At 73.4% G+C, this 26,272-nt stretch carries 17 protein-coding genes; 10 read left to right on the plus strand and 7 right to left on the minus strand.

Annotated elements, in window-relative coordinates; genetic code table 11:
* Positions 1-6: 6 nt before the first annotated feature.
* From ACZ64A_RS04605 to ACZ64A_RS04620, 4 genes are all read right to left on the minus strand, one after another.
* Positions 7-1,362, minus strand: coding sequence for an amidase (locus ACZ64A_RS04605; RefSeq protein WP_469808180.1), 1,356 nt, complete (start codon positions 1,360-1,362; stop codon positions 7-9).
* Positions 1,363-1,479: 117 nt separating this feature from the next.
* Positions 1,480-6,228 (minus strand): trypsin-like peptidase domain-containing protein, encoded by a 4,749-nt coding sequence (locus tag ACZ64A_RS04610; protein ID WP_469808181.1) that lies wholly within the window; start codon positions 6,226-6,228, stop codon positions 1,480-1,482.
* A 2-nt stretch (positions 6,229-6,230) separates the two neighbouring features.
* On the minus strand, positions 6,231-6,584 hold the full coding sequence (locus tag ACZ64A_RS04615) for a CU044_2847 family protein (RefSeq protein WP_469808182.1): 354 nt from the start codon (positions 6,582-6,584) through the stop codon (positions 6,231-6,233).
* Positions 6,585-6,634: 50 nt separating this feature from the next.
* Positions 6,635-7,645, minus strand: coding sequence for a LacI family DNA-binding transcriptional regulator (locus ACZ64A_RS04620; RefSeq protein ID WP_469809058.1), 1,011 nt, complete (start codon positions 7,643-7,645; stop codon positions 6,635-6,637).
* Positions 7,646-7,926: 281 nt separating this feature from the next.
* Between ACZ64A_RS04620 and ACZ64A_RS04625 the strand changes: the two genes are divergently transcribed.
* Genes ACZ64A_RS04625 through ACZ64A_RS04650 form a run of 6 tightly spaced genes read left to right on the plus strand, consistent with a single transcriptional unit; the run spans position 7,927 to position 17,401 of the window.
* Positions 7,927-9,219, plus strand: coding sequence for an ABC transporter substrate-binding protein (locus ACZ64A_RS04625; RefSeq protein ID WP_469808183.1), 1,293 nt, complete (start codon positions 7,927-7,929; stop codon positions 9,217-9,219).
* Positions 9,220-9,225: 6 nt separating this feature from the next.
* Positions 9,226-10,119, plus strand: coding sequence for a carbohydrate ABC transporter permease (locus tag ACZ64A_RS04630; RefSeq protein WP_469808184.1), 894 nt, complete (start codon positions 9,226-9,228; stop codon positions 10,117-10,119).
* Positions 10,116-11,021 (plus strand): carbohydrate ABC transporter permease, encoded by a 906-nt coding sequence (locus tag ACZ64A_RS04635; RefSeq protein WP_469808185.1) that lies wholly within the window; start codon positions 10,116-10,118, stop codon positions 11,019-11,021. Before ACZ64A_RS04630 ends, ACZ64A_RS04635 begins: the two co-directional genes overlap by 4 nt.
* A gap of 49 nt (positions 11,022-11,070) precedes the next feature.
* Positions 11,071-12,327: a glycoside hydrolase 5 family protein gene (locus tag ACZ64A_RS04640; RefSeq protein WP_469808187.1), complete on the plus strand. Its 1,257-nt coding sequence runs from the start codon at positions 11,071-11,073 to the stop codon at positions 12,325-12,327.
* Positions 12,324-14,357, plus strand: coding sequence for an endo-beta-N-acetylglucosaminidase (locus tag ACZ64A_RS04645; protein WP_469808188.1), 2,034 nt, complete (start codon positions 12,324-12,326; stop codon positions 14,355-14,357). The genes ACZ64A_RS04640 and ACZ64A_RS04645 overlap by 4 nt, the downstream gene beginning before the upstream one ends.
* 29 nt (positions 14,358-14,386) lie before the next feature.
* Entirely contained in the window at positions 14,387-17,401 is a 3,015-nt protein-coding gene (locus ACZ64A_RS04650) for an alpha-mannosidase (RefSeq protein WP_469808189.1), read from the plus strand.
* Between the two features lie 69 nt (positions 17,402-17,470).
* Here ACZ64A_RS04650 and ACZ64A_RS04655 read toward each other — a convergent pair whose 3' ends face one another.
* Together ACZ64A_RS04655 and ACZ64A_RS04660 are read right to left on the minus strand one after the other, a co-directional pair.
* Complete coding sequence (locus ACZ64A_RS04655) at positions 17,471-18,937, minus strand: serine/threonine-protein kinase (RefSeq protein WP_469808190.1); 1,467 nt, start codon at positions 18,935-18,937, stop codon at positions 17,471-17,473.
* A gap of 123 nt (positions 18,938-19,060) precedes the next feature.
* The gene (locus ACZ64A_RS04660) at positions 19,061-20,482 is read right to left on the minus strand and encodes a lipase maturation factor family protein (protein ID WP_469808191.1); all 1,422 of its coding nucleotides are present in this window, start codon (positions 20,480-20,482) and stop codon (positions 19,061-19,063) included.
* Between the two features lie 156 nt (positions 20,483-20,638).
* Here ACZ64A_RS04660 and ACZ64A_RS04665 point away from each other — a divergent pair, with 156 nt between their 5' ends.
* The 4 genes from ACZ64A_RS04665 (at position 20,639) to ACZ64A_RS04680 (ending at position 25,529) form a co-directional block, all read left to right on the plus strand.
* Positions 20,639-22,744: a SpoIIE family protein phosphatase gene (locus ACZ64A_RS04665; protein WP_469808192.1), complete on the plus strand. Its 2,106-nt coding sequence runs from the start codon at positions 20,639-20,641 to the stop codon at positions 22,742-22,744.
* Between the two features lie 127 nt (positions 22,745-22,871).
* A complete protein-coding gene (locus ACZ64A_RS04670; protein WP_469808193.1) occupies positions 22,872-23,735 on the plus strand; it encodes an Fpg/Nei family DNA glycosylase in 864 nt (287 codons plus the stop codon).
* A 66-nt stretch (positions 23,736-23,801) separates the two neighbouring features.
* Complete coding sequence (locus ACZ64A_RS04675) at positions 23,802-25,049, plus strand: SLC13 family permease (protein ID WP_469808194.1); 1,248 nt, start codon at positions 23,802-23,804, stop codon at positions 25,047-25,049.
* A gap of 15 nt (positions 25,050-25,064) precedes the next feature.
* Positions 25,065-25,529, plus strand: a complete 465-nt coding sequence (locus tag ACZ64A_RS04680; RefSeq protein ID WP_469808195.1) for a universal stress protein — start codon at positions 25,065-25,067, stop codon at positions 25,527-25,529.
* On the opposite strand, the gene ACZ64A_RS04685 is transcribed toward ACZ64A_RS04680, so the two are convergent.
* Positions 25,510-26,160 carry a zf-HC2 domain-containing protein gene (locus ACZ64A_RS04685; protein ID WP_469808197.1) on the minus strand — a complete coding sequence of 217 codons (651 nt, stop codon included), beginning with the start codon at positions 26,158-26,160 and terminating at the stop codon, positions 25,510-25,512. The genes ACZ64A_RS04680 and ACZ64A_RS04685 overlap by 20 nt on opposite strands.
* Positions 26,161-26,272: the final 112 nt, after the last annotated feature.

The following is a 26,272-nucleotide window of genomic DNA, read 5'->3' on the forward strand; positions in this document are numbered from 1 at the left end:
GCGGGGCTACTCTCCGGAATCCTCCAGCGGCGCCGTTCGTCGCCACGGCAGCAGGCCCTCCAACTGTTCGGCGAGCTGCAGGAGTTCGGGTTCCGTCCCGGGGCGCCCCACCAGCTGTACGGCGGTGGGGGCGCCCGAGGGCAGGGTGCCGAGCGGGATCGTCGCGGCCGGCCAGCCGGTCAGGTTCCACGGCGGGGTGAACGGCGAGTAGGCGGTGTTGGCGGCGATGTTGCGCAGCCACCCCCGCTCGTGCCACGGCGCCGCCTCGGGGGAGCGGCGCGCCAGCGCGGGCGTGAGCAGGACGTCGTAGTGCGCGAAGAACGGCTCCAGCCGCCCCGCGAGCTGCTCCCGGGCCCGCCCGGTGCGCACGGTGTTCAGGAAGCGGCGGCCGACGGCCGCGTGGACGCGGGTGCGGCGGGTCAGCAGCCGCCGGTCCAGGGCGGCCGCGTCGACGGCGGTGCCCGCCGTCCAGTGCGTCAGCGCCGTCACCCCGAGCGAGAGGGGGTACGGCGGCTCGGCGCGCCGTACCGTGTGCCCGGCGCGCGCCAGCAGTCCGGCCGCCGCACGCACCGCCGCCGTGTACGGCGCGGTGACCGCGACCCCGGCGAGCGGGCTGCGCAGGGACACGGCGATTCTGCGGGCACCGGGCGCGGCAGGCCGTACGGCGTCGGTGCCGGCCAGGACGGACAGGGCCAGGCGCACGTCCTCGACCGTCGTGGCCAGCGGGCCGTTCTCCGCCATGCCGAACCAGTCGCCCTCCCCGATGCCGGCCGGGACCACGCCGCGCCCCGGCTTGATCGTGACCAGCCCGCAGTTCGCGGCCGGGATGCGCAGCGAGCCCATGCCGTCGTTGCCGAGTGCCAGGGGGACGAAACCGGCGGCGACCGCGGCCGCGCTGCCGCCCGAGGAGCCGCCCGCCGTGCGGGAGGTGTCCCACGGGTTGCGGGAGGTGCCGTGCACCCCCTCCGTCGTACCGAAGACGCACAGTTCGGGGACGTTCGTCAGGCCCACGACGACGGCGCCCGCCGCGCGCAGCCGGGACACGGTGACATGGTCGGCCTCGGCGGGCGTGTCCGGGGTCGCGGCGGAGCCGACACGCGTCGACTCGCCGCGCACGGCGAGGTTGTCCTTCACCGCCACCGGCACCCCGGCGAGCGGGAGTTCGCCGAGGTCGCCCCGGCTGCCGACGGCCTCGGCCTCGGCGAGCGCCGCCTCGGCGCGGACCGTGCGGAAGGCGCCGATCCGGCCGTCCAGCCGGTCGATCCGGGCGAGGTGCTCGGCCACCACCTCCCGCGGTGTGGCCCGCTTCCCGCGCACGGCGGCGGCGATCTCGGCGGCGGACAGACCGACCCAGCTGGTCATGGGCAGCTCCTCGAGGTGATTACCGGTGAGTAGTGCGATGCGCAGCGAGAACTGTGCCCTGCCGGGCGCCGCACGTCGAGGGGCCGCTCGCCCCCAGCCGTGCGCGCGGACACCGCTTCACGCGGACGGGTCCAGCCGGGCCAGGGCGCGCAGGTCGTCCGGCAGCAGGTCCGCGATCCGCTGCCGCTGGGCCGTGCCGGGTGCGCCCTCACGGGCCAGCCGCAGCAGTCCCAGATGCGCCTCGGCCTTCTCCCGCTGGGCCAGCAGCCCCTCGGCCGCGTCGATCCGCACGTCGACGGGGGCCTGTGCCTCGTACAGGACCGCGCGAAGGGTCCGCCGTGCCGTGTCGCGCGCCTCCCGCCAACGTGCGAGCCGTGCCGCGGCCTCGACCCTCTGCCGTGCCTCGGCCCGCTCGTCGTCCAGCACCCGCCGGTAGGCGGACACGGCCTCGGCCCCGATGTCCAGTTCCTCCCAGGCGGCGGCCACGGCCGCGTGGGCCGCGGGGTCCGTGGTGTGCGGGCCCGAGAGGCCCCGGAGGAGACGGCGCCCCTCCTCGCCCAGATCCTGCGCGAGCAGGGCGGCGGCCCGGGCACGGACCTCCACGGGCAGGGCGGGGTCCCTCGCGAGGTCGCGGGCGAGGGGGATGCGGTTGTGCGTGCCCTGGGTGGGCAGGTACCCGCAGACGGCCACGCGCAGCGGGGAGGGTGTGTCCGGGTCGGCGGCCAGGGCGTACCAGACTGCCGGGGGGTAGGCGTGTGCGGTCTCCGCGGCCGCGATCCGCTCGGCGAGCGGGGCCGACGCATCCCGGGCCCAGCCGAGCAGTGCCGCCTGCACGCGCTCGGCCGCCGCGTCGTCGTGGATCAGCCGGCAGAGGTGGCGCAGGCGCGTCACGGCCTCCGGCTGCCGTCGCGCCACGAGCCCGCTCCACCGGCCCAGGGCTTCGCCGACGTCGATGTCCGCCAGGCGTCCGGCGGGCCCGATGACGCCCTCGTCCTCGTGGTAGAACGCCAGACGCACCGAGGACTCGGGGAACCCGGTGTCGTAGGAATGCGCGCCCATGACCGTATGCAGACCGAGCGCCTCCAGACGGTCCTCGCCCAGGTCCGCCATGAGCGTGCGCCAGCGCCGGTACGGGATCAGACCGAGCAGTCCCTCGACGGCGGGAGCCTGGATCGCCGGCCGGCCGGCGGCGTCGCCCGCGATCCGCCGCAGGGCCCGGCGCAGGCGCGGCACGGACGCCGCCCGGCGTGGGCCGTCGCTCACGACCCGCAGGAAGTCCTCCGCCGGCACGGTCTCGTCGTCGATCATCGCCTCCAACCGTCTGCGCAGCGTCAGATCGGGAGCCAGGGCGTCGGCGAGGTCGAGCAGCCGCCACACGTGATCGTCCGCCAGGCCGGACTCGTCGAGAAGCCGGTGCAGGATCTCCGCCGCGCCTCGTACGTCGACCTTGGCCAGGTCGGTGAGCGCGTCGACGCGGTTCTTCGTCCCCGCCCACGGGTCTTCGGCCACGCGCCGCAGCACCTGTGCGGACACCACGCCGTTCCCGGCGTCGAGGAGGCTGCTCGCCGCCGAGTGCTGCACGTCCCCGGGCAGGGTGCGGTCCAGGGCGATCCCGGTGAGGAGACCGCCGGCCGCCGCCGGGTCGATGTCCTCCAGAGTCTCCGCGGCCGCGAGCCGGTCGAAAGCGGCGATGCGGCCGTCCGTGGCCGCCCGCCCCAGCACACTGCGGACCTCGGCCGAAGCCCCGAGGTCCGTGAGGGCCTCTCCGCACAGGGCGAGTTCGAAACGGCCCGCCTCCGGGCTGTTGAGAGCGTCGAGGAGGAGCCGCCGGCTCGCTTTCGCCTGCCCCAGGTCGTGCAGGACGCCGGCCACGTGGTGCGCCGACCACGGCTCCACCCCGGCGGCGGCCAGGGCAAGGGCCTGCTCCTCGGCGACGGAGACCCGACCGAGCGCGACGAGTCGTCTGAGCGCCTCGGTCCGGGTGTGGACGGACCGCCGTTCGTCGCACGCGACCCGCTCGATCAGGTGTACGTCGTCGATGTGGCGCACGACGAGTCCAACCAGGTCGTCGGACGACTCCGGGGCGCCGGCCAGGCGCTCGTACAGGTCCCGGGCCGCGGCGCCGCCCGCCGAGGCCGGCGCGGCGGTCAGGCGGCGGGCCGCCCGGTAGCGCAGGTGCACCGGAACGGAGGGGTCCGCACACAGGTCCACGAGATCGTCGGGCCGCACCCGGGCGAGCAGCGTCACGCGCAGATACCGCACCAGCTGCGGACCGGCCCGGGAGACCACCGGGTTCTTCGCCACGGCATCGGCCAGCGCGGTACGGGTGAGCAGGTCCGTGCCGGCCGGGAGGCTTTTCATCAGGTCGTCGACGTGCCCTTCGGGAAAGTCGGTTGTGCGCAGGACGACACACAGAGAGCGGGTCGCGGCGGACGGGTCCAGGTGTAGCAGTGCCAGTGCCGCCTTCAGGCGGGTCTCCGGCACACAGTCCAGGTCCTCTGCCAGACAGGCGAGACGTGCGCAGGCCGCGGCGTGCTCACCCGCCTCGGCGAGCAGCCGCGCCACCTCCACCCGCAGGGGCGCCGGAAGGTCACCGTCGCTGGCGAGCGCGTCGGACAGAGCGGCGGCCCGGGCGCCGCCACGCCGCACGTAGTGCTGGAGTGCGCCGATCCGTGGCTGGTGCGGGACGGACGGGTCCGCCACGACGGCGGCCAGCTCCTCCTCGGCGAGCACCGCGTACAGCCGGTCGAGTACGGACTCCACGGTCAGGTCGCCGACGTGCACCGACCGCTCGTGCAGCTTGATCACGGCTCGGGTGAACCGAGCCGTCAGCTCGTCGTCGGTGGCGAGTTCGTCGCTCAGTACGGTGGCGCACAGCAACAGGTCGCGCCAGCCACCGCTGTCCACGGCCGCGCGCAGGAACTCCTCCAGCGGCATGCCCCGTGCGTGCCAGCGCGCGGCCATGAACAGCACGAGGTTGGGTCGTTCACCCGCGATCGCCTCACGGACGATGCGCAGCGCCTCGGGGTCCTTGGGGCTGAGCCGGTCGGCGAGGGCCTGCCCGGCCAGGTACTCCTGGACAGTGTGGTGCAGGAACTCCAGCTCCGTTCCGTGCTGCCGCACCAGTCCGGTGGAGATCAGGGCGCGGAACACCGGTTCCCGCTCGGCCGGCTGCCCGGGATGCCGGTCCCGGAGGAGGTCGAGTGCCTGGTCGAGCAGGGGCCGCGGGTCTCCGCCCTGCCGTCGCTCGGCCACCGCCCGGAGGACCTCGTGCACCTCGTCGAGCAGGCCGGGAGAGATGCCGTGCACCGGGCCGCCGCTGCGGGCCAGGCGGCGTGCGCCCATCTCTCGGAGCACGGCGATGAACTGCTCGTACAGTTCGGCGGGGTTGCGCGGAAGGTCGCGTATCGCCGCCACCGCGCAGATCATGGTCAGGTACAGCGGATTGCGGGCGAGTTCACCCATCCGGCCGCGGCGCATGTCGAGCGCGAGTCCGGCCGCGCGGCGTCCGGCGTCGGGCACGCCGAGTGCCTCGAACCACGCGGTGGCCACCCCGGTGATCTCCCGGTCGCCGAACCCGTCGAGGACGTAGCGGCCCAGCGCGCCCAGCCGGTTCATCTCGGCGGTGACCAGGGAGCGGCTGGCCACCACGAACCGCAGGTGGGGTTCGCGCGCCCACCGCTGGATCAGGCGGATGACGGCGCCGCGCTCCTCGGGATCGAGCACCTCGTCGAGGCCGTCGACGCACACCAGCCAGTCCACCTGCGGCAACGGCCCGGCGTCGAACAACTCCGGGCTGGGCGAGCGGCGCAGCCCGGGCAGATCCTGCCCCACCGCGGCGGCCAGGGCCTCGGGGAACGGACGGTTGGTCAGCTGCGCTGCGGCCACCCGGACCGGCATGTACGGCGGGGCCTGCGCGGGGTCCTCCAGCCAGGCGGTGGCGGCCACGTATGTCAGCCGGCGCAGGAGGCTCGACTTGCCCACGCCCGCGCCGCCGGTGAACAGCACGTGCCGTTCGTCGGCGAGCACACTCTCCGCCGGACGGTTCGGCACCGGGCGCCGCCGGGGGCCGTGACCGTCGGCGGCGTCGGTGTGCGACACCTCCTGGCGGACGTAGACCGTCGACAGCGGTACGTCACCGGTGTCGGTCAGCAGTGCCGCGTACGGGTGCTCGTCGGCTCCCTCGCGGGCCGCCGTCAGATAGTCCCGCAGCAGCGGGCCCGGATGACGGAACTCCCCGGCGCGTATCTGATCGTTGGTGAGCGCGTGCAGCCAGGCGGTGGGCGGCTCGGCGACGGGGTGGCGGGCGAGGATCTCCGCGATCGGGATCATGTGGGCGCTGCCCGCCTCGTTGGACGTGGTGAGCATGCCGCACACGGCTCCGGTCCGCAGGTTGACCACGGGGCTACCGCTGAACCCCTCGCCGACCGGAGTGCCGTAGCCGCGGGGCAGCGGCACGGCGTCGCCGAAGGCCGGCCGGGACTCGCCCTGGTACTCCAGTGCGGCCCCCTGCCCGGCACGGTAGGTGCCGCGTGGATGCCCGTACACCCACAGGGGGTCGCCGAGTCGCGTGTGGGACGACGTCAGGACGGTCCCGGGGCCGGGGGAGACGCCTCCCGGATCGAAGCGCAGGAAGGCGATGTCGAGACCGCCGGCCGACCGGTGGATGTCCTCGGCGGACGCGGTGAGGACGAACTCCTGTCCCGTCGCCGCTGTCCGCCCGCGCAGCATCTCCGCTCCGGCGACCACGTGTGCGCAGGTGACCACGGTCCCGGGGGCGAGGACGAATCCGGTGCCCCCGCCGCGGCCGTCCGGGAGGTCCAGGGCCACCGTCGCGGACTCCAGCAGTCCCTTCCAGCGGTCCACGGCTAGTCCCCGGACGGGCCCTGTGTCTCCGGGGCCGTCCACTCCAGGGTCACCTTCCAGGCGGACTTGGCGGACGCCTTGCCGAGCACCGCCAGCAACTGCCCGCTGTCGTACGAGACGTCGCAGCCGAACTCGATGGTCGCCTTGGCCGCGCCGGTCTGCCGCAGGCGCTCACCCATCGCGCGGGCCGCCGCCGTCAGACCGTCCAGCACGGAATCCAGGCGCGCCGCACGCCAGCCGATCTCCCGCTCCTCGGCAGGACCGGATCCCGGCCCGCGTCGGCCGGGAGCGACGGAGAGCAGCACCTGCTGCCCGTCGATCTCGACCGGGACCACTGCCGCCGCACCCTCGTCCAACCCGATTCCCCTTTTCTGCCAGGTATCTGACGGTGAGTCCATCGTATCGGTCAAGTCGGCCGCGCCGCCCCCGTGCTGTCGCGTTCGATCAGCCGCGGCACCGGTACCCGCACGGTCCGGGCCGGCCCCCCGTCCAGCAGTGCGAGCAGTTCGCGGGCCGCCGTGCGGCCGAACTCCACGCTGTCCCGGGACAGCGCCGACAGCCACGGCTTGACCAGCCGGCACAGCGCCGAGTCCTCCCAGGACACCACCGACACGTCGCCGGGCACGGCGCGGCCCAGGCCCGTCGCGGCGGCGATCCCGGCGACGGCCATCACGTCGTTGTCGTAGATCAGCGCGGTCGGCGCGGGGGAGCGCTCCAGCACCCGGCGGGTCACCGCGGCGCCCTCCGCGTCGGAGTAGTCCGTGGTCACCGACTCCACCCCGGTCAGGCCCCGCCGCCGCGCCTCGGCGCGCAGGGTGCGCACCCGGCGCTCGGTGTGCGCCAGCCCGGGCAGCCCGGCGATGTGCACGATCCGCCGGTGGCCGAGCGCGTACAGCCGGTCCACCACCGACGCCATCGCCCCGGCGTCGTCCGCCCACACCGAGGACAGCCCCGGGTGCCGTTCGTCCGGGGCGCCGCCGATGACCACGGCGGGCAGGCCCAGTTCGTCCAGCAGGCCGAGCCGCGGATCGTCACTGCGCGGGTCGACCACCAGTACGCCGTCCACCCGGTGCTCGGCCCACCAGCGGCGGTAGACCGCGCACTCCTCGCCGACGTCCCGCGCCACCTGGAACAGCAGCCCGAGATGGCGTTCGGCCAGCACCTCCTGGATGCCGGAGACCAGCTGGAGGAAGAAGGAGTCCACGCCGAGGGTGTCGGCGGGCCGGGCCAGCACGAAACCGACCGTCGCCGCGCCCTCGCCGGACAGCGCGCGCGCCGCCGTGCTGGGCCGCCAGCCCAGCTGCTCGGCGACCCGGCGCACCCGGTCCCGGGTGACCTCCGAGACGCCCGGGCGGCCGTTGAGCGCGAAGGAGACCGCGCTCTCGGAGACACCGGCACGCCGTGCGATGTCCTTCATCGTCGGCCGGCGCGCCGGCACCCGCTTGCCCGACAACCCGTCCCCCTATCGCAAACTCCCGATGCACTAATGCGCTTGAGTGCGAACAGGCTAAAGCGCATTAGTGATCTCCCGCAAGAGATCGTTGTCAAACTCGCTGACCTGCTCAAATGGCCAACTAAAGACTTTAGTTCGCGTGAATCCATTGACGGCGTCGGGAATCGGCGGGCAAGGTCTGCCCCGGCGCCACCGGCCGGCCGTCCACCCCACCGCACACCGTCCCCGACAAGGAGCACACCGTCGTGCGCATCTCCCGCAGAACCTTCGCCGCCGCCGCTGCCGCCGTCGTCCTGTTGCCGCTGAGCGCCTGCGGCAGTGGCGGCGACGACGGCGGTTCGGACGACGCCTCGGGCAAGGTCCAGGGCGACATCACGTTCCAGACCTGGAACCTGAAGGCCAACTTCAAGGACTACTTCGAAGGCGTCGTCGCCGAGTTCGAGAAGAAGTACCCGGGCACGCACGTCAAGTGGATCGACCAGCCCGCCGAGGGCTACGCCGACAAGATCAGCGCCGACGCGGGCGGCGGCACCCTGCCCGACGTCGTCAACGTCTCCCCGGACCTGGTCGCCCCGCTCGCCAAGGCCGGGCTCGCCCTCGACCTGGACAAGGCGGCCGGGCAGTACAAGAAGGAGTACCTGGACGGCGCCTGGGCGAGCCACCGGGTCCCCGGGCTCGGCGGAACCTACGCCTTCCCTTGGTACCTCAACACCGGACCGCTGTTCTACAACAAGTCCCTGTTCACGAAGGCCGGACTGGACCCGGCCAAGCCGCCGAAGACCTACGCCGAACTCTTCGCGGACGCCCTGCAGATGGCCGACCGGACCGACGGCAAGGTCGCCACCCTCGCCAACGTGCCCACCGTCGAGGACTTCGGCCGCTACGGCGTCGAGCTGATGAACAAGGAAGGCACCGCCTTCACGTTCAATGACGCCAAGGGCGTGGAACTCCTCACCAAGTACAAGGAGTTGTACGACGCCAAGGCCCTCGACCCGCAGGCGCTGACCGCCACCCCGGAGTCGTCCGGAAAGAAGTTCCTCACCGGGGCCGTCGCCATGAACCCGGGCAGCGCCCTCGACCTCGACAACTTCAAGAAGAACGCGCCGAACCTGTACAAGAACATCGGCATCACCGACCAGATCACCAGCACCGGGCACGTCAACATGTACGTGATGGGCGTGATGGTCAACGCGCAGACCAAGAAGAAGCCCGCCGCGATCGCCTTCGCGCACTTCGTCACCGACGCCGCGCACCAGATGTCCTTCGCCAAGAAGGTCGCCATCTTCCCCTCCACCGCCGGCTCGCTCGACGACCCGTACTTCACCCGGCAGGACGGCACCGACGTCACCCGGGTGCGGATCGCCGCCGCCCAGTCGCTCAAGAACGCCGTCAACTACACGCCGGTGCTGTTCAGCGAGCAGATGAAGACCGCGCTGCGCAACGAGGTCGCCAAGGCGCTCCAGGGCAAGCAGAGCCCCCAGGACGCACTGGACAACGCTGTCAAGCAGTGCGACACGCTGCTGAAGCAGCAGGGCTGACCCACCATGGCCGGCTCCACCGTCTCCCGGGTGCGGCGCCAACTGCCGACCAGCCCCTGGCTGTTCGCCGCCCCCGGGCTGCTGATCATCGGCGCGTTCATCCTGTGGCCGTTCGTCTCCACGGTGATCAACGCCTTCACCGACCGCCGCACCCTGATCCCCGGGCGGTTCGTCGGGCTCGCCAACTTCCGCGAGCTGCTGCACGACGACATGTTCTGGATCGGCCTGCGCAACAGCGCGCTCTACGTCGTCGGCGTCGTCCCCGCCCTCGTCGTACTGCCGCTGCTGCTCGCCCTGCTGGTGCAGAAGAGCATCCCCGGCATCGCCTTCTTCCGCTCCGCCTTCTACACCCCGGTCGTCGCCTCGATCGTCGTGGTCGGCCTGATCTGGGTGTGGCTGCTCGACGAGCGCGGACTGGTGAACTCCCTGCTGGAGACGGTCGGCGTCGGCCGGATCGGCTTCCTGAGCGACCAGTGGCTGCTGTTGCTGAGCGCCATGGCCGTCACGGTGTGGAAGGGCCTCGGCTACTACATGATCATCTACCTGGCGGCGCTCGCCAACGTGCCGCGCGAGCTGCACGAGGCCGCCGCCGTGGACGGCGCGGGCGCGGTCCGGCGCTTCTTCACGGTCACCGTGCCCGCCGTGCGCTCCACCATGGTGCTGGTCGGCGCGCTGTCCTCGGTCGCCGCGTTCAAGGTGTTCTCGGAGGTGTACCTGATGGCCGGCCCCAGCGGCGGCCCGGCCGGCGAGGACACCACCCTCGTGATGCTGGTCCAGCGCACCGGCACCGGCCTCACCGGCCGCGTCGGCTACGCCTCCGCGATCTCCCTGGTCGTCTTCGTCGTCACCGTCGCCCTGATGCTGCTCGTGCTGCGCGCCGACCGGAAGGAGGACCGGTGAGCGTCATCGAGAAGGCACGCCCCGCACCGCACACCGAGGCGGCCCGCGAAGCCCGCCTCACCGACGAACACGGCCGGCGCATCCGGGCGTGGGAGCTGGCCTGGCGGTACGTCCTGCTGCTCGCCGTGCTGGCGCTGACCGTCGGACCGTTCCTGTGGCAGCTGTCGACCTCCCTCAAGGGGCCGACCGAGGACCTCTTCAGCTCCCCGCCCCGCTTCCTGCCCGAGCACCCCACCCTGCACAACTACGAGCGGGTCGCGAACACCATCCCCGTCTGGGACTACGCGCTGAACTCGCTGAAGGTCGCCGCCGCCAACGTCGTCACCAACTGCGTCGGCTCCGCCCTCGCGGGCTACGCGCTCGCCCGGCTGCGCTACCGGGGCCGGCGCGCCGCCACCCTGGCCTTCATCCTGGCGATGCTGGTGCCGGTGGAGGGCATCGTCATCGCCCAGTTCACGACCATGCGCGAACTCGGCCTGAACAACACCCTCGTCGGCGTCGTCCTGCCCGGCTCGATCGGCGCGATGAACGTGCTGCTGATGCGCAACGCCTTCCTCAACCTGCCCTACGAGATCGAGGAAGCGGCGTTCGTCGACGGCGCCAACGTCTGGCAGCGCTTCACCCGTATCGCGCTGCCCGCGGTGAAGGGCACCCTCGCCGTCGTCGCGATCTTCGCCTTCATGGGCGCCTGGGACGACTTCCTGTGGCCGCTGATCGTCCTCAGCGACCCCTCCCGCTTCACCCTCACCATCGGCCTCAACTACCTGCACGGCACGTTCGCGAACGACGAGCGTCTCGTCGCCGCCGGCACCGTCATCGCCGTCGCCCCGCTCATCGTCCTCTTCGCCTGTCTCCAGCGGTACTTCTTCCGCGGCGTCGGCGAGGGCGCGGTGAAGGGCTGACCCCCCTGTCGACGCCCCGCCTCCCAGGACCCTCTCAAGGACCTCGCACATGCCCGCTGCCCCGCGCTTCGGCGTCAACTACACCCCCAGCGAAGGGTGGTTCCACCACTGGCTCGACTACGACCCCGGCGCCGTCCGCGCCGATCTGGACTCCATCGCCGCCCTCGGCGTCGACCACGTCCGCGTCTTCCCGCTGTGGCCCTACTTCCAGCCCGACCGCGCCCTCATCCGGCCCCGCGCCATCGAGCAGCTCCTCGACCTGGTCGACGCGGCCGCCGAACGCGGCCTCGACGTCAACGTGGACGGACTCCAGGGCCACCTGAGCAGCTTCGACTTCCTGCCCGCCTGGACCCGCACCTGGCACCGGCGCAACCTCTTCACCGACCCCGAGGTCCTCGACGGCCAGGCCGCCTACCTGCACGCCCTGGCCGCCGCCCTCGCCGACCGCCCCACCTTCCTCGGCATGACCCTCGGCAACGAGATCAACCAGTTCTCCGCCGGCCCCCACCCCGACCCCGACCGGGCGAGCGCCGAGGCGATCGACGCCTGGCTGGAGCGCATGCTCGCCGCCTGCGAGAAGGGCGCCCCCGGCCGGCTGCACCTGCACGCCGAGTACGACGCCACCTGGTACCAGGACGACCAGCCCTTCACCCCCGCCCAGGCCGCCCGCCAGGGCGCCGTCACCGCCGTCCACTCCTGGGTGTTCAACGGCACGGCCCAGCGCCACGGCCGCACCGGCATCCCCACCGAACACCACGCCGCCTATCTGATCGAGCTGAGCAAGGCCTGGGCCGGCGATCCGGCACGGCCCGTGTGGCTCCAGGAGGTCGGCGCCCCCGCGCCGCTGATCCCGCCCGAGCACGCCGCCGCCTTCACCGAGGCCACCATCGCCGCCGCCCTGGACTGCCCCGACCTGTGGGGCGTCACCTGGTGGTGCTCCCACGACGTCTCCCGCTCCCTCGCCGACTTCCCCGACCTCGAATACGGCCTCGGACTGCTCACCAACGACCGCCGGCCCAAGGACACCGCCCGCGTCCTCGCCCGCGCCGCCCGCACGCCCCGGGACACGCCCGCCGCCCGCACCACGGCCCTAGTGGTGCCCGCCGACCCCGCTCAGCGCTCCCGCTGCGCCCCCGGCGGCCCCGTCTTCGACGCCTTCTTCTCACTGGTCGCCGACGGCGTCCGCCCCACCACCGTCCTCGACACCCGCGCCCGGGACACCGCCCATCTGGCCGCGCGCGGCATCACCGAGGTCGTCGCTCCCGAACAGGTACTCCCCACCCCACCCGGAGGCACCCGCTCGTGAACCCCACCCGACGCACCGTCCTGCTCGCCGCCGGGGCCGCCGGCGCCGCCGCCCTCCTGCCCTCGCCGTCCGCCCGGGCCACCCCCGGGGCGGCGCCGTCACTCCAGCCGTACGCCTCCTACTGGTACCCCGACTCCCTGCCCGCCGGCAGCCCCGGCCCCGGCATCACCTGGCGCAGCCTGAAGTCCTGGCGCGCGGCCACCGACCCCGACCTTGCCTTCAACGCGGCCTCCGTCCCGCTCGCGCCCCGCTTCACCCCGGCACCGGCCAACGCCACCGCCCGCCCCGGGCAGGCCCGCGTCCAGGCGCTCGTCTCCTTCGGGCCGACGGCGGGCAACCCCTCCCAGGGCTCCGCGACCGCCGACTACTACGCCCTCACCCGCTGGGCGTACATCGACGAACTGGTCTTCTGGGGCGGCTCGTCGGGAGAGGGACTGATCCTCGCGCCCAACGCGCCGATCGTGGACGCCGCGCACCGCCACGGCGTGCCGGTCCTCGGGAACGTCTTCCTGCCGCCCGCCGCCTACGGCGGACAGCTGCGCTGGACCCGCGACCTGGTGCAGAAGGACGCCACCGGGCACTATCCGCTCGCCGCGCGACTCGTCGCGGTCGCCGCCGCCCACGGCTTCGACGGGTGGTTCCTCAACGCCGAGACAGGCGGCGGCGACAGTGCGCTCGGGACGGACATGCTCGGCTTCGTGCGCGAGCTGAAGACGCTGGGCGCGGCGCACGGCCAGCGGATCACCTGGTACGACGCGATGACCGTGGACGGCGACGTCGACTGGCAGAACGCGCTCACCAGCCGCAACCAGCCCTTCTTCCGGGCCGCCGACGACATGTTCGTCAACTTCGGCTGGAGCACGTCCGGCCTCGCCTCCTCCGGCGCCACCGCCGAGCGGCTCGGCCGCAGCCGGTACGACCTGTGGGCGGGCGTGGACGTGGAGGCCAACGGCTGGAACACCTCCGTGAACTGGGACGCGGTCGTGCCGGCCGGGTCGGACCACGTCACCTCGATCGGCTTCTACCGGCCGGAGTGGACCCGCAACCACCTGCCCGACGGGCAGCGCGAGCCGGCCGTGTTCCACGCCGCCGACGACCGGTTCTGGACCGGGCGCTCGCTGGACCCCACGAACCCCGATCCGGGCGACCCCTGGCGGGCACCGGCCGTATCGCTGGCCGACCGCTCGACGGTGACGTCCGTGCCGTTCGCCAGCGTCTTCAACACCGGGCACGGGCTGCGCTGGTACGAGGACGGCGCGGTGGTCTCCGGGACGCCCTGGAACCATCTCGGGCTCCAGGACCGGCTGCCGTCGCGGCGGTGGGCGGTGCACACGGCCGGGCGGCGGCCCGCCGTCTCCTTCGACTTCGACGATGCCTGGCGGGGCGGCAGCAGTGTGCTGGTCGACGGGGAGCTCACCGACCCGGTCGTCGTGGAGCTGTACGCGACGCGGCTGCCGGTGACCGGGAACACGGTGGTCGAGCTGACGTACCGGGGCGATGCCGGAGAGGTGGACGTCGAGCTCGGTGCGGCCACCGCCGAGCCGGACGCACCGGGGGCGCCGCCGCCGTACACCTTCACGCCGGTGGTCGGCGGCTCCACAGCCAGGTCCGTCAACGGCTGGCACACCGTGACCGTGCCGCTCACGGGACTGGCCGGCCGTACCCTGCGCGCCCTCGGCATCCGGCTCGTCCCCGCCGCCGGCGGTCCCGTCCGCTGGCGGCTGGGGCGGCTCGCCGTCCGCACCACCCGCCCCGCGCCGGCCGCCCCCACCGGCTTCCGGGTCACCGCCGCCGCGGGCGGCGAGGTGCGCCTGGCGTGGAACCGGCCGGGCGGCGACGTCCGCCAGTACACCCTGCACCGCGTCCTGCCCGACGGCACCCGCCGCTTCCTCGGCGCCACCGGACAGTACGCCTTCCACGCCGCGGGCCTGCGGCCCGAGCAGGGCGAGCGCGCCGCACGGTTCGAAGTGCGCGCGGTGGGGGAGCTGTACACCTCGTCGGCCCCCGCGACGTTGACCCACCCCTGGTAACCACCCGCGGACGATTACGGAGCACCCGCATGCATGACGACCGCAACCTGGTCGAAGCCCGCCTCAAGCGCGTCCTCGACGAGCGCATCCGCCCCGCCGTGTACCCCGAGTCCGTGCCGCTGGACGTGGCGGTGTGGCACGCGCCCGGCGAGCCGGTACCGGTCGAGGAGGGTCTGGCCGCGACGCCCGAGCCGATCGCGGTCGGCGCCCGCTGGGGTGCTCCGTGGGGCACCAGCTGGTTCCGGGTCACCGGCACCGTGCCCGAGACGTGGGCCGGGAGGACCGTCGAGGCGCTGCTCGACCTCGGCTTCGACGAGAACATGCCCGGCTTCCAGTGCGAGGGCCTGGTCTACCGGCCCGACGGCACCCCCGTGAAGGGCCTCAACCCGCGCAACCAGTGGGTGCGGATCGGTGCGCCCGTCGAGGGCGGCGAGGAGGTACGGCTGCACATCGAGGCCGCCTCCAACCCGGTCATCCTCGACTACCACCCCTTCGTGCCCACACAGCTCGGCGACCAGGAGACCGCCGGCAGCGAGCCGCAGTACACGCTGACCCGGATGGACCTCGCCGTCTTCGACGAGGACGTGTGGCAGCTGGTGCTCGACCTGGAGGTGCTCGGCGAGCTGATGGCCGAGCTGCCGGTGGACGCCCAGCGCCGCTGGGACGTGCTGCGGGCGGTCGAGCGGGCCCTGGACGCGGTCGACCTGCAGGACGTGAACGGCACCGCGGCCCGCGCCCGCGCCGAGCTGACCGACGTCCTCGCCGCCCCGGCCGTCCCCTCCGCACACCGGATCAGCGCGGTCGGGCACGCGCACATCGACTCGGCGTGGCTGTGGCCGCTGCGCGAGACCGTCCGCAAGGTCGCCCGGACCACCTCCAACATGACCGCCCTGCTGGAGGACGAGCCGGAGTTCGTCTTCGCCATGTCGCAGGCCCAGCAGTGGGCGTGGGTGAAGGAGCACCGGCCCGAGGTGTGGGCCCGGGTGAAGAAGGCCGTGGCGGACGGGCGGTTCGTGCCGGCCGGCGGGATGTGGGTGGAGTCGGACACCAACATGCCCGGCTCGGAGGCCATGGCCCGGCAGTTCGTACACGGCAAGCGGTTCTTCCTCGACGAGTTCGGCATCGAGAACGACGAGGCGTGGCTGCCGGACACCTTCGGCTTCGCCGCCGGCCTGCCCCAGATCATCAAGGCGGCCGGCTCGAAGTACCTGCTGACGCAGAAGATCTCCTGGTCGCAGACCAACAGGTTCCCGCACCACACCTTCCGCTGGGAGGGCATCGACGGCACCCGGATCTTCACCCACTTCCCGCCCGTCGACACCTACAACTGCTCCATGAAGGGCAGCGAACTCGCCCACGCGGAACGCAACTTCAAGGACAAGGGCGTCGCCCGGCGCTCCCTCGCCCCGACCGGCTGGGGCGACGGGGGCGGCGGCACCACCCGGGAGATGGTCGCCAAGGCGGCCAGGCTGAAGAACCTGGAGGGCTCGCCCACGGTGGTCTGGGAGCCGCCGCACGCCTTCTTCACCAAGGCCGAGGCCGAACACCCCGAACCCCCGGTCTGGGTCGGCGAGCTGTACCTGGAACTGCACCGCGCGACCCTGACCAGCCAGGCCCAGACCAAGCAGGGCAACCGGCGCAGCGAGCACCTGCTGCGGGAGGCCGAGCTGTGGGCGGCGACGGCGGCGGTGCGCACCGGATTTCCCTACCCCTACGAGGAGTTGGACCGCATCTGGAAGACGGTCCTGCTGCACCAGTTCCACGACATCCTGCCCGGCTCGTCGATCGCCTGGGTGCACCGCGAGGCCCGCGCCACCTACGCACGCGTCGCCGCCGAGCTGACCGGCATCATCGAGGCCGCCCAGCGCGCCCTGGCCGGTGAGGGACAGGTGCCGCTGGTCTTCAACGCGGCCCCGCACACCCGCTCCGGCGTCCCGGCCGGAGGCGCCGGGACCCCGGCGACCGAGGGCCAGACGACCCGCGAGGACCACACCGGCGGCGGACACGTGCTGAGCAACGGCCATCTGCGGGTGGAGATCGACGGACGCGGCCTGGTCGTCTCCGTGTACGACGTCGACGCCGACCGCGAGGCCCTCGCACCCGGGCAGGCCGCGGGCCTCCTGCAGCTGCACCCGGACTTCCCGAACATGTGGGACGCCTGGGACGTCGACACGTTCTACCGCAACACCGTCACCGACCTGACCGGCACAGACGCGGTCGAGGCGGGCGAGGACGGGCGGTCCGTGCGGGTGACACGCTCTTTCGGCTCCTCGAAGGTCACCCAGGTGCTGTCCCTGGCGCCGGGCGAGCGGCGGCTGCTGATCGACACGGAGGTCGACTGGCACGAGACGGAGAAGTTCCTGAAGCTGGCCTTCCCGCTCGACGTGCACGCCGAACGGTACGCGTCGGAGACGCAGTTCGGGCACTTCCACCGCCCGACCCACACCAACACCTCCTGGGAGGCGGCCAAGTTCGAGGCCTGCAACCACCGCTTCCTCCACCTGGAGGAACCCGGCTGGGGCGCCGCGATCGTCAACGACTCCACCTACGGCCACGACGTCACCCGCACGGTCCGCGCCGACGGCGGTACGACCACGACGGTGCGCGTCTCCCTGCTGCGCGCCCCGCGCTTCCCCGACCCCGAGACCGACCAGGGCGTGCACCGCTTCCGGCACGCGCTGGTGCCCGGCGCCGGGATCGGCGACGCGGTGCGCGAGGGCTGGCGGATCAATCTGCCCGAGCGGCGGCTGACCGGGGCGGGCGAGGTCGCCCCGCTGGTCTCCGCCGACCGGGACGAGGTCGTGATCACGGCGGTGAAGCTCGCCGACGACGGCAGCGGCGACGTGGTCGTCCGCTTCCACGAGGCCCACGGCGGCCGTACCCGTGCCACGCTGACCGCGGGATTCCCGCTCGCCGGGGTCACGGTCACCGACCTGCTGGAACGCCCGCTGCCGGACGCGCCGGCCCCGGCCGTCGAGGGCGAGCGGATCGCCGTACGCCTGCGGCCGTTCGAACTGGTGACGCTGCGGCTGCGCAGGGGGTGAGCAGGCAGGCGGCTGTCAGGTCGTGAGCGGAGGGCGGGGCGCCTGCCAGGGTGGCGCCCCGTCCGGCGGTCAGTGCCTGTCCTTCTTGTGGCCCTTGTGCCGGGACTGCTCGGCCTTCTTCTGGGTCTTTTCGGGCGCGTCGCCCGGACCGGAGTGATGAGGTGAGGCCGCGTTGCCGTGGCCTGACCTGCCGTTGCCCCGCTCCGGGCCCGGAGCGACCGTGGCCGGCCGGCCGGCCGGGGCGGAACGGGGAGTCTCCTGCAGGGCGGCGTCGCGGAGCCGCACGGGTCCGTCGCCGGTCGGGGAGACCGGAACGGCGGGGGCCTGCCCGGGCCTGGCGCCCGTCGTGTTCGCCGCCTTCGGAGAGGGGCGGCTGACGGCCGGTGTCGCCGCCTCGCCGCGGCCGGCGTGGGAGGCGCCGTCGGCGACCGCGAGGGTGGCGGCCATGGCGGTGGCGAGTGCGACGGCTCCGCCGGTGACCAGACGGCGTCCGCGCACGCCCTTCGGCATGGCCGCCTCCGTGGCACGCCCGTCGACGGCCCCGCCCGTGGCACGCCCGTCGACGGCCCCGCCCGTGGCACGTCCGGCACCGGCCGCGCCCGTGACCGGTGACGAACCCGGGCGGGTGGGGTCCGGGTCGCGGAGCACTGCGCCGGCGGCCATCCCGGCCGGCACGGCGGTCACCACGGCCCGGGCGGGCCCGCGGCCGACGGCAGGGGCCAGTGAGGTCAGCGTCCGTGCGCACTCGTGTGCCGAGGGGCGGTCGGACGGGTCCAGGGCGGTCATGTCCCGCAGCAGCCCGGCCAGTTCCTCCGGTACGGACTCGGGCAGTACGGGAGGGCGGTGCAGTCGCGCGACGGCGGCCTCCAGTGGAGCGCCGTCGTACTCCAGTCTGGTCGTGAGGCATTCGAGGAGCACCAGCCCGAGGGCGTAGACGTCGGCGACCGGGCCGACGAACTGGCCGAGGACCTGCTCGGGCGCCAGGTAGGCGGCCGTGCCGATGAGTGAGCCGGGCGCGGTGCGGGTGGTGGCGTCGAGCAGCCTGGAGATGCCGAAGTCGGTCAGATGGGGCCGTCCGGAGCCGTCCAGCATGATGTTCGAGGGCTTGACGTCACGGTGCACGATCCCCGCGCCGTGCGCGTGGGCCAGCGCCCGGGCGAGACCGGCACCCAGCGCGGCCGTCCCGCCCGGGGCCAACGGGCCTGCCGCGATACGCCTCTTCAGGGTGGGGCCGTCGATCAGCTGCATGACCAGGTAGGGACGGCCGTCGTGCCGGCCGGCGTCGTAGACGGTGACCAGTCCGGGATGCTGCAACCGGGCCAGGATGACGGCCTCGTTGTGGAAGCGTTCTTCCAAGTCGGCGTCGGCGCCGGTGCGGAAGACCTTGACGGCCACCGGGCGTTCCAGACGCAGGTCCCGGGCCTGATGGACGTCGGCGGCGCCGCCGGAACCGATGAGCCGGTCCAGGCGGTACCGTCCGGCGAGGACGGGCGCGGAGCACCGGGACGGTGCCGGGGCCGGCTGACGGAGCCGCATGTCATCTCCCACTGCTTCAAGGTCACTGCGTGCTGGGCGCTCGGCACCGGGGGGTGCCGCACACGCGTACCCAGGTCGGGGCGCCCTATCCTCCCGCCACCCGGCACCCGTTCCGGCGCCGGCTCAGGGCAGGCCGGCCAGCCGGGTCGGTGGCAGGTAGTCGCGGATGTACGTCCGTTCCCAGCAGGCGCCCGTCTCCCGCAGCTCCGTCCAGGTCGTGTACCGGTAGCGGAAGAGGCGGGCGCGCACATGGCGCGGGGGAGTGTCCGGCGGGAAGGGGGAGCGGCGCAGCAGGCGCAGGGTGTCCCGGTCGTTCTCCAGCAACCGCTCCACCAGTCCCTCGAACCAGGCGCCCGCGTACGCCGGGGACAGCGCCGCGAACCACATCAGCCAGTCGAGACGCAGATGGTACGGCGCGTACGGGCGCGGCCAGCGCGCGGGATCCCCGGGCTTCCCCTTGAACTCGTACTCCCGCCAGTCGGAGTCCTCGCGCGGCACCTCGTCGAGGGTGCCCTCGACCACCACCTCGTAGCGGACCCGGCTGACGCTGCCGAACGCGCCGTAGGTGTTGACCAGGTGCAACGGGTCGAAGGAGCGGTTCATGACCTGGCGGCGGGAGATCATGTTGAGCACCGGGTGATAGCTGAGGAAGACCAGCAGCGCCGCCACCGCCAGGACGAGGACCTCGTACCACAGGGGCGCCGAGCCGGGCGCCGACGCCGGGGCGCCGCCGTCCGGGAACCGCAGGGCCGGCACCGCCAGCACGATCGTGATCCAGTTCAGCCAGGCGAAGTTGCCCGACAGCACCAGCCACAGCTGGGTGAGGATCATCAGCGAGGCGGCCGCCGTCGCGATCGGCTGCGGAGTGAACAGCAGGAACGGCACGATCAGCTGGGTGACGTGGTTGGCCGCCACCTCCACCCGGTGCAGCGGCCTGGGCAGGTGGTGGAAGAACCAGCTCAGCGGGCCCGGCATCGGCTGGGTCTCGTGGTGGTGGTACAGACACGTCAGCTTCCGCCAGCACTCGTCCCCGCGCATCTTGATCAGGCCCGCGCCGAACTCCACCCGGAACAGGATCCAGCGCAGCAGGAACAGCACCACGACCGGCGGCGCCACGTCGTCGTTGCCGAGGAACGCGGCGAGGAACCCGGTCTCCAGCAGCAGCGACTCCCAGCCGAACGCGTACCAGGTCTGGCCGACGTTCACGATCGACAGGTACAGCACCCACGGCACCAGCCACAGCGCGACCGCCGCCCCCAGCGGCAGATGTCCGTCCACCCCCGCCAGCAGCGCGGCCGACACCGCGCAGCCCGCCCACGCGCACGCGGCGAAGAAGCGGTCCGAGTAGTGCAGCTGGAACAGGCTCGGCGCACGCCGGAACGGCACCCGGGCGACGAACCGCGGGACCGGCAGCATGCCGTGCTCACCCAGCAGCGCACGGAACTGCAACGCCGCCGTGAGGAACGCGACCAGGTAGACACCGGCCAGCGCCCGCTGGAAGACCAGCCGGCTCAGCCAGTAGTCGGATGCGGTGAACCAGTCCACGCCTCGGCGCTCCTCTCCCGACATTCTCCCGCCGCCCGATCGTCACGCTCCGTGTGCCACGACTGCGCCCGGGTAACCCGTACGAGGGCGAGCCGCCCCCCCTCGCCCCCCTGCCTCCCGGTCGAATAATCGGGCAAATCCTGGCAAGGTGGGCGCATGGTTGATCGGGGAGCGAGCGCGCTGTCCCTCCCGGACGACTGGCCCGCCCACCCGGATCCGATCCTGGCGCTCAACCGCATGGGCAGCTTCGACTGGGACCTGGACACGGGCTTGATGAGCATGGACGCCCAGGCGCACGAGGCGTTCGACGTGTCCCCGGACGAGTACGACGGCCGCCCCGAGACCCTCGCCGCCCGGGTCCCGCCCGGCGAGGCCCGCCGGCTGGACGCCCTGGTCGCCCAGGCCATCAAGGACGGCAGCGAGAACTACGGCGCCTACTTCCGCATCCGCTGCCGCACCGGCGAACTGCGCTGGACCCACACCCAGGGCTACATCCGCCGCGACGACAGCGGCCGCCCCCGCCGTATCGTCGGCATCGTCCGTGACGCCACCGCGGAACTCGACGAGTTCGCCGCCCACCGCCAGCAGGCCTTCGTGGACGAGGACCGCCGCAGGCAGACCAACGTCGTCCAGCTCACCACCGCCGCCCTCGCCCACGCCCGCACCGTGCAGGACGTCATCGACGTCCTCAAGGACACCCACGGCCTGATCCACCTCGGTGCGGCCAGCCTCGTCATGGGCCTGGTCGAGGCCGGGCGCATCCGGCTGATCGCGGAGGGCCCGGCCGGCGCCTCCGTCCCGGGCACCCGCATCACCCGCGTCGACGAGCCGTACCCGATGGGCGAGGTGGTGCGCACCCTCAGCCCCCGGTTCATCGAGTCGCCCGAGGAGTTCGCCGCCGACTACCCGATCCTGTGGCCGCACCTCACCGGTCTGCACATCACCTCCGCCGCCTACCTGCCGCTCATCGTGCAGGCCCGCCCCATCGGCGCGATGGGCCTGCTCTACAACGACCGGCGCGGCTTCACGCCCGAGGAGCGCAACATCCTCGTCGCGCTCGGCAGCAGCATCGCGCAGAGCCTGCAGCGCGCGATGTTCTACGAGGAGGAGAAGGACGTCGCGCAGGGCCTGCAGCAGGCCATGCTGCCCCGCACCATCCCCAGCGTGCCCGGCGCCGACGTCGCCGTCCGCTACCGGGCCGGCAGCGCCGGCGGAGTCCTCGGCCGGGACATCGGCGGCGACTGGTACGACCTGATCCCGCTGCCCGGCGGTACCGCCGCCGGGGCAGGCCGCGTCGGCGCCGTGATCGGCGATGTCCAGGGCCACGACACGCACGCCGCCGCCGTCATGGGCCAGCTGCGCATCGTGCTGCGCGCCTACGCCGCCGAGGGCCACACTCCGGCCACGGTGATGGCCCGCGCCTCCGTCTTCCTGCACGAACTCGACACCGACCGCTTTGCCACCTGCCTGTACGCCGAGGCCGACCTCGCCACCGGTGTCGTCCAGGTGGTGCGCGCCGGTCACATCGACCCGCTGGTACGCGCCGCCGACGGCGCCTGCCGCCGTCTCCCCGTCCCCGGCGGGCTGCCGCTCGGGCTGTCCGCCGAGTTCGGCAGCCTGGAGTATCCGGTCGCCACCGTCGAGCTCGATCCCGGCGACACCCTCGTGCTCACCACCGACGGCCTGGTGGAACAGCCCGGAGCCGACCTCGACGACGGCATGCGGGCCCTCGCCGCGCTCGTCGCCGCGGGCCCCGACGACGTGCGCGCGCTCGCCGACCGGATGATCGAGGTCGCCGAGGAACGCGCCGGAGACGACGACGTCGCCCTGCTCCTGCTGCGCCGCCGCCCACTGGACACACCGCGCCCCGGCGGCCGCCTCCAGCAGCACGTCGCCCCCGGCGACGCCGAGGGGCTCACCCATGCCCGGCACATGATCCGTGCGGCCGTGCGGGCCTGGGGCGCCCGGGACCGCGCCGACGAGATCGAACTCGTCGCCGACGAACTGATCACCAACGCCCTCATGCACACCGAGGGAGCCGCGATCGTCACCCTGCGGGTGCTCGGCGGCCCGGACCGCCGGCTGCGCGTCGACGTCGAGGACTCCTCCAGCGCCCTGCCGCGCCGCCGCGAGGCCGGTGTGCAGGGGGTCTCCGGACGGGGTCTGCTCCTGGTCGACCTGCTGACCGATGCGTGGGGTGTGGAGGCGCGCGGCGGCGGCAAGTGCGTGTGGTGCGAGTTCGTGGTGCCGACGACGACGTGACCGGCACCGGCCGGGCCCGGACGCCGGGCTGCGGGCTCCGCCCGGGCGCCCCCGCGGGCCCGCGCGCGGCGACACCCGGTGCGGTCGCCGACCTGAGCACCGCGACGGCGGATGGCACTCTGGACGTATGCCGGAACTGCCCGAGGTGGAAGCGCTCAAGGACTTCCTGTCCGAGCACCTGGTCGGCCACGAGATCGTCCGCGTGCTGCCCGTCGCGATCAGCGTCCTGAAAACCTACGACCCGCCCCTGAGCGCCCTCGAAGGCCGCGAGGTCACCGCCGTGCGGCGGCACGGCAAGTTCCTCGACCTCGCCACCGACGGCGGCCCGCACCTGGTCACCCATCTGGCCCGCGCGGGCTGGCTGCACTGGAAGGACCGCCTGCCCGACGGGCCGCCCCGCCCCGGCAAGGGACCCCTGGCGCTGCGCGTCGCACTGGAGACCGGCGCCGGCTTCGACCTCACCGAGGCCGGCACGCAAAAACGCCTCGCGGCGTACGTCGTCGACGACCCGCGGCAGGTCGAGGGCGTCGCACGCCTCGGCCCCGACCCGCTCGCCGGCGACTTCGACGAGGCCCGCCTCGCAGCCCTCCTGGGCAAGGAGCGCCGCCGGCTCAAGGGCGCGCTGCGCGACCAGAGCCTGATCGCCGGGGTCGGCAACGCCTACAGCGACGAGATCCTGCACGCGGCGAAGATGTCCCCCTTCAAACTGGCCGCCTCCCTCACCCCCGAGGAGACCACCCGCCTCTACCGGGCCCTGCGGGAGACGCTCACCGAGGCCGTCGAGCGCTCCCGGGGCGTCGCCGCGGGCCGGCTGAAGGCGGAGAAGAAGAGCGGGCTGCGCGTCCACGGGCGCACCGGCGAGCCGTGCCCGGTGTGCGGCGACACCATCCGCGAGGTGTCCTTCGCCGACTCCTCGCTGCAGTACTGCCCGACCTGTCAGACCGGTGGCAAGCCGCTCGCCGACCGCCGGCTGTCCCGGCTGCTGAAGTGAGCGGCACGCTCCTGTGGTGAACTTTCGGGTGACCCGTCCGCCCGAGAGGACCCACCCCTGAACACCATGCTCGCCGAGTCGCTGTCCGCCGTTCTGCTCGTCCTCGTCCTGGCCTGCGCGGTCGTCCGCCCCTGGGGGTGGCCGGAGGCCGTCGTCGCCGTACCGGCCGCCGCGATCGTCGTCGGCACCGGTGCCATCTCCCTGGACCACGCCCGTGAGGAGGCGGCCCGCCTCGGCCCGGTGATCGGATTCCTCGCCGCCGTCCTCGTCCTCGCCAAGCTCTGCGACGACGAGGGGCTCTTCCAGGCGTGCGGGGCGTGGATGGCGCGGGCCGCGGCGGGCAGCCCGACGCGGCTGCTGGCGTACGTCTTCGTCACCGCGTCGGTGATCACGGCCGTCCTCAGCCTGGACGCCACGGTGGTGCTGCTGACGCCGGTGGTCTTCGCGACGGCCGCCCGGCTGGGCGCGCGCCCCAAGCCGCACGTCTACGCCTGCACCCATCTGTCGAACACCGCCTCGCTGCTGCTGCCGGTGTCCAACCTGACGAACCTGCTGGCGTTCTCGGTCAGCGGGCTGAGCTTCGCCCGGTTCGCCGCACTGATGGCGCTGCCGTGGCTCGCCGCGATCGCCGTGGAGTTCGCGGTGTTCCGGCGGTTCTTCGCCACCGACCTCGGCGCGGGCGCCGAGACGCCGGAGGCCGGTGAGCCGCCCGCGCTGCCGGTGTTCGCGCTGGTGACGGTCGCGGGCACGCTCGCCGGTTTCCTGCTCGCCTCCGCGGTCGGTCTGGACCCGGCGTGGGCGGCGTGCGCAGGGGCGCTGGTGCTGGCGGTGCGCGCCCTGGCCCGTCGGCGGACCCGCCCGTCCCAGATCGTCCGGGCCGCGTCCGTGCCGTTCCTGGCGTTCGTCCTGTCCCTCGGGATCGTGGTCCGTGCGGTCGTCGACAACGGCCTCGCGGGCGCTCTCGGCCATCTGGTCCCGGGCGGCACCGGGCCGGCGGCGCTGCTGGCGGTGGCCGCGCTCGCCGCGGTGCTGGCCAATCTGATCAACAACCTGCCGGCGGTGCTCGTGCTGCTGCCGCTGGCCGCGCCGTCCGGCGCCGGAGCGGTCCTCGCGGTGCTGCTCGGCGTCAACCTCGGGCCGAACCTGACGTACGCCGGCTCGCTGGCCACGCTGCTGTGGCGGCGGATCGTGCACCAGCACGACCACGAGGTCGAGCTGAAGGAGTTCACCATTCTGGGTCTGTTCGCCGTGCCCCTGTCCCTGGGCGCGGCCGTGGTGGCACTGTGGGGTTCCCTGCAGTTGATCGGAGCCTGATCGGAGGCCGACCGCATGGCCGTCGTCGTCTGGGTGGCCGAGGGCACCTGGCGTGCGTGCGTGGACGCCGCGCGTACGTACGCCGCGGGCGCCGCCGAGGTCGTCCTGCTGCATGTCAGTGGCCATGACGTGCCGGACGCCGCGCACGGCGCGTTCGCGGGGCTGCTGGGACGAGCGGACCCGGGGCACGATCCCGGCACCCGGCTGGAGCGGCTGGCCGCGGAGTCGGGGCAGCGGCTGCTGTCCGCCGCCGCGGACCGGCTGGGCCGCCCCTGCACGTCCACGGCACGCACCGGCCGGCCCGAACAGGAGGTGGTGGCCGCGTCCCGCGACGCCGACCTGCTGATCCTCGGCCGTGACGGCGACCGCAGCCGGCCCGGCCCCAGGACGCTGTCACCGCCGACCCGCTTCGTCGTGGACCATGCGCTGTGTCCGGTGCTGCTGGTGTGGCCGCGGGGGATCAGTGCGGGCGCAGGGTGATGAGCGAGTGGCCGTCGGCGGTGCGGACCTCGTAGCGGGCGATCTGGTCGGGGTGGAAGGCCGCGCTGCCCTCCATGGTGGCCGTGCGGCCGTCGGCGCCGGGCGCGCTCCAGGTGCTGACCGTCTGCTCCGAGCCGTCCCGGCCGATCACGACCAGACGGCAGGAGCGGGTGCCGGCCGCGTCCCTGACCTTCAGCTGCACCTGGCTGCCCCAGTCCGCGTCGTGGGTGGTGACCTGTGCCCACACCCCGGTGCGGGGGTCGGTCGCGGCGAGCGGCGCCCGGGTGCCCCCGCCGGCCGTGAGGACGGCGACGGCCGGTGCGGTGAGCGCGACGACGGCCGCGGCGGCGACGGCGTACAGCAGGCGCCGGCGTGCGGTGCGCCGGCGGCGGCCGATCTCGGCGAGCAGCCGGTCCAGCAACCGTGAGCCGGGGGTCGGCGCCGGGTGCACGAAGCGCGGTGTGGCCCGCCGGTACAGCATCAACTGCCGGGTCACCGGCCCGAATTCGGTCACCTGCGCCGAGCAGCCGGCGCATTCCATGAGGTGGTCCTCGAAGCGGAAGGCTTCCGCCTCGTCCAGCACGCCGAGCGCGTAAGCGGCGACGTCGCGATGCCGTTCCAGGGACCTCATGCGAATCCTCGTGCCGTTGGGTGCGGGTGGGGTCACTCCTTGCACCCATCGGTACGGACCACGCCACCGATTGACTCAAGCCAGGCACGGAAAGCTCCGCGGGGGATTCGGA

It is taken from the genome of Streptomyces sp. NPDC104814, from assembly GCF_055583185.1.